At 59.1% G+C, this 3,378-nt stretch carries 4 protein-coding genes; 2 read left to right on the top strand and 2 right to left on the bottom strand.

Annotated elements, in window-relative coordinates:
* Positions 1 to 162 precede the first annotated feature (162 nt).
* Positions 163 to 987 carry an aspartate dehydrogenase gene (locus tag P7F28_RS03205; protein ID WP_277182996.1) on the top strand — a complete coding sequence of 275 codons (825 nt, stop codon included), beginning with the start codon at positions 163 to 165 and terminating at the stop codon, positions 985 to 987.
* A 19-nt stretch (positions 988 to 1,006) separates the two neighbouring features.
* Complete coding sequence (locus P7F28_RS03200) at positions 1,007 to 1,954, top strand: VOC family protein (RefSeq protein ID WP_277182995.1); 948 nt, start codon at positions 1,007 to 1,009, stop codon at positions 1,952 to 1,954.
* A gap of 10 nt (positions 1,955 to 1,964) precedes the next feature.
* Here P7F28_RS03200 and P7F28_RS03195 read toward each other — a convergent pair whose 3' ends face one another.
* Positions 1,965 to 2,942, bottom strand: a complete 978-nt coding sequence (locus tag P7F28_RS03195; RefSeq protein WP_277182994.1) for a LysR substrate-binding domain-containing protein — start codon at positions 2,940 to 2,942, stop codon at positions 1,965 to 1,967.
* Positions 2,943 to 3,057: 115 nt separating this feature from the next.
* Positions 3,058 to 3,378: MFS transporter (locus P7F28_RS03190; protein WP_368860320.1), on the bottom strand; the 321-nt coding region annotated here is incomplete at its 5' end.

The raw sequence follows: 3,378 nt of genomic DNA, 5'->3' as shown, positions 1-3,378 counted from the left end.
TAAAACGCGGCGGCAAATGACTTTTGCTGCGCGCAACGATGATCCCAATTCATAACTAAGCATGATCACGCATGACGAGACCTCATCCGTCCACGCAAAAAATCTCGTTTGTTCGGGGGTTTTGGCGACTCTAAGATAGGTCATCCCTTGGAGAAAGACAGCATGAATCAAAAGCAGGACAAACAAGCTCTGCGCGTGGGTATTGCGGGACTTGGCACCGTGGGCAAGACCATCGCAAGCGCGATCGATGCGGGTATCGACGGTCTCGAACTCGCAGCCGTCAGCGTGCGCGATGCAGCGAAAGCCAGCGCGTGGATGAACGAACTGAGCAAGCCCGTGCATATCGTATCGTTCGATGAGATGCCGCAATTCGCCGATGTCGTCGTGGAATGCGCGCCCTCGCATCTGCTGCCGAAGATCGCCGAACCGATGTTGCGTGCGGGTAAAACCGTGGTGCCGTTGTCAGTCGGCGCGTTGCTCGATCATATGGACCTGATCGATATTGCACGCGAAAACGGCGGGCAGATCAGCGTGCCGACCGGCGCACTGCTCGGTCTCGATGCGGTGACCGCTGCTGCGCGCGGCAATATCAAATCCGCGCGCATGATTACGCGCAAACCTGTCACGGGTCTGCTCGGCGCGCCATTTCTGGAAGAGAACGGCATCCGCATCGAAGATATCAAAGCGCCGATGCGCATTTTCTGCGGCACGCCGCGCGATGCCGCGAAAGGCTTTCCGGCGAACCTGAACGTAGCGGTGGCGCTGTCGCTTGCGGGCATTGGGCCGGATGCGACCACGCTCGAAATCTGGGCCGATCCCGCACTCACGCGCAACACGCACACCATTGCCATCGACTCGGATTCGGCCAGCTTCACCATGACGATCGAAAATATTCCAAGCGCCAACCCGAAGACCGGATTGATCACCGCGCTGAGCGTAATCGCGCTGCTCGAAAAAATGCGCGCGCCGCTGCGCGTAGGCACCTGACACATTCAAGGACTCGACGATGACTTCCCGCTTTTTCCAACCGCGCCGTCTTGCGCACGCCAATGTGTTCGTCAGCGACTACAAGCGCGCAAGCGACTATTACCGCGATGTTTTCGGCTTCGAAGAGGTCTATAACCAGCCGGATAACAAGGCGAGCTTTATCAGCAACGGCAATACGTACCACGACTTCGCATTGGTCGATATCAACAGCCGCTATGCGAAGCCGGGCCAGCGGCCGGGTCTCAATCACATCGCGTTCGAAGTGGAAAGCGAGGCCGCATTGGTCGATGGTTATCGCGCGGCGGTGGCGGCGGGCGTGGTGTATCGGTCCACTGAAGATCATGATGTCGCGCATTCGCTCTATCAGAAAGACCCCGATGGCAACGAAGTGGAAATCTATGCCGACGTGGTGCATGACTGGCGTTCGGCGCGTCATGGATCATTCAGCAAGAAAAAGCCGAAGTGGGTGCCGGGCGAAACCAATGAGCCGCTCACCGAACCGCTTCATCCCGTCAATCCGGAAATCCGCGTGATCGAACCCTCGCTCGTGCATGGACGCCGTGTTGCGCATGTGGCGATGGTCGCGCAGGATTACGAAGCAATGTTCGATTTCTACACGAACGTCGTTGGCTTGAACGCGATTGTCGGTGGACGCGATCAGGCGTTTGCGCTGCTTGCGGGCACGCATAGCATGGGCGATTTCGTGCTGTATCGCAATGACGTGGAAACGCATATGCCGATGCATCATATCGGCGTGGAAGTGGGTTCGGAAGCGGATCTGGATGCGGCGCTGGAAGGGATCGAACGGTCAGGCGGAAAGCTGATTGCCGCGCACGATCATGCGGCGCGCCGCGTCGTCTTCGTCCACGATCCCGACGGTCTGCCGATTCAGCTTTTCGTGAATCGCGAATGGACGCTTGAGAATATCCGCAGTATCGACGCGAAGCTCGCGCCGTATCTTATTTAAAGGCCTCAAATCAAAGACCGGCTTCGCTGAAGGAGCCGGTCTCCTCGAGCGAGGCGTGTTCCTCGTCACGCTGCGCGAATAGCCAATCGCGAAACGCTTTCACGGTGGCCGAATCGGCCTGATGATCGCGGCAAAGCATGTGATAAGCACCCGCGCTTTCATGCTCCAGATCGAGCGGCACGATCAGTCTTCCCGCCTGAATATCGGGCGCAGCGAGCATGCGCGGCACCAGCGCCACGCCACGGCCGCTCAACGCGGCATCCAGCACCATAAAGAAGTGACCGTAAGCCTGATTATGCGCGGCGATGTCGTAATCGACGCCGCTTGCGCGGAACCAATCGGGCCATGCGTGCACGCGCGTCGCCATATGCAGCAGCGGAAGTTGCAATAGTTCGCGCGCCTCGTGCACTTGCGCGACGTCCTTCATCAACTCGGGGCTGCATACGGGAATCAGCACGTCGGGCATCAGCTTGTAGGCGCGCACGTTGCTCCAGTCCTCCGCCATTTGCAGGCTGATGCGCGGACGCGTGGCGGCATCGGGATCGGGATCGCTGTCGGGAATCACGCCCACGCGAATGGCGATATCGATATCCTCGCGCCAGAAGTTGACCGGACGTATCGACGTGATAAGCCGCACTTCGATATCCGGATGCTCCATGGCGAAGTGCGGCAGGCGCGGAATGAGCCAGCGCATTGCGAACGTGGGCAGCACGTTGACGTTGAGAATACGATGCCGGTCGCGATTGACGAGCCTTAAAGTAGCCTGTTCGATGCGGTCGAACGCATCGCGCACCACGGGCAGATATTCGCGCCCGTGCTCCGTGAGTTCGATGGTGCGCGTCAGCCGCCTGAACAGCGGCACGCCAAACGATTCCTCTAACAGCTTGATCTGCCGGCTGATGGCGCCTTGCGTGACGAAAAGTTCTTCGGCGGCGCGGCTGAAGTTCAGATGCCGCGCCGCCGCTTCGAAGGCGCGCAGGGCGTTCATGCTGGGCAATCGGCGGGACATGGCTTCCCCAATTTCAAATGCTTATCTACGATGAGAAGCCATTATTCCGCGCCAAAAAACATTTCAATAAAGCTGTGTCTCGATGACCACAGGCTCACTCTTTCGCAAGCGGTTCTTTTGCCGTCTCTCTGCTTGCGATCATCGCAACCAACGCCACCAGCGATGCCCCGACCAGATACCACGCAGGCGCGAGCTTGTTTCCTGTCGCTCCGATCAGCCACGTCGCGACCAGCGGCGCGGTGCCGCCGAACAGCGCATTGGCTGCATTGAAGCAGAACGCGAAGCCGCTGTAACGCACGCGCGTCGGGAAGATTTCGGAGAGGAAGCAGGGCAAGGTGCCATCGTTCATCGTCAGCAGCGCGCCGAATGCGACCTGGATGACGACGATCATCGCGAAGCTGGCGCCCGCCAGTCC

Origin of the sequence: Caballeronia sp. BR00000012568055 (genome assembly GCF_029439455.1) — a bacterium.
GTDB lineage: Bacteria > Pseudomonadota > Gammaproteobacteria > Burkholderiales > Burkholderiaceae > Caballeronia.
This window is presented reverse-complemented; position numbering and strand designations above follow the sequence as displayed.

What these genes read in the sequence shown, in the direction of transcription:
- P7F28_RS03200 (WP_277182995.1), top strand. Translation starts at nt 1,007, where the DNA reads ATGACTTCCCGCTTTTTCCAACCGCGCCGTCTTGCGCACGCCAATGTG.
- P7F28_RS03205 (WP_277182996.1), top strand. Translation starts at nt 163, where the DNA reads ATGAATCAAAAGCAGGACAAACAAGCTCTGCGCGTGGGTATTGCGGGA.
- P7F28_RS03195 (WP_277182994.1), bottom strand. Translation starts at nt 2,942, where the DNA reads ATGAACGCCCTGCGCGCCTTCGAAGCGGCGGCGCGGCATCTGAACTTC.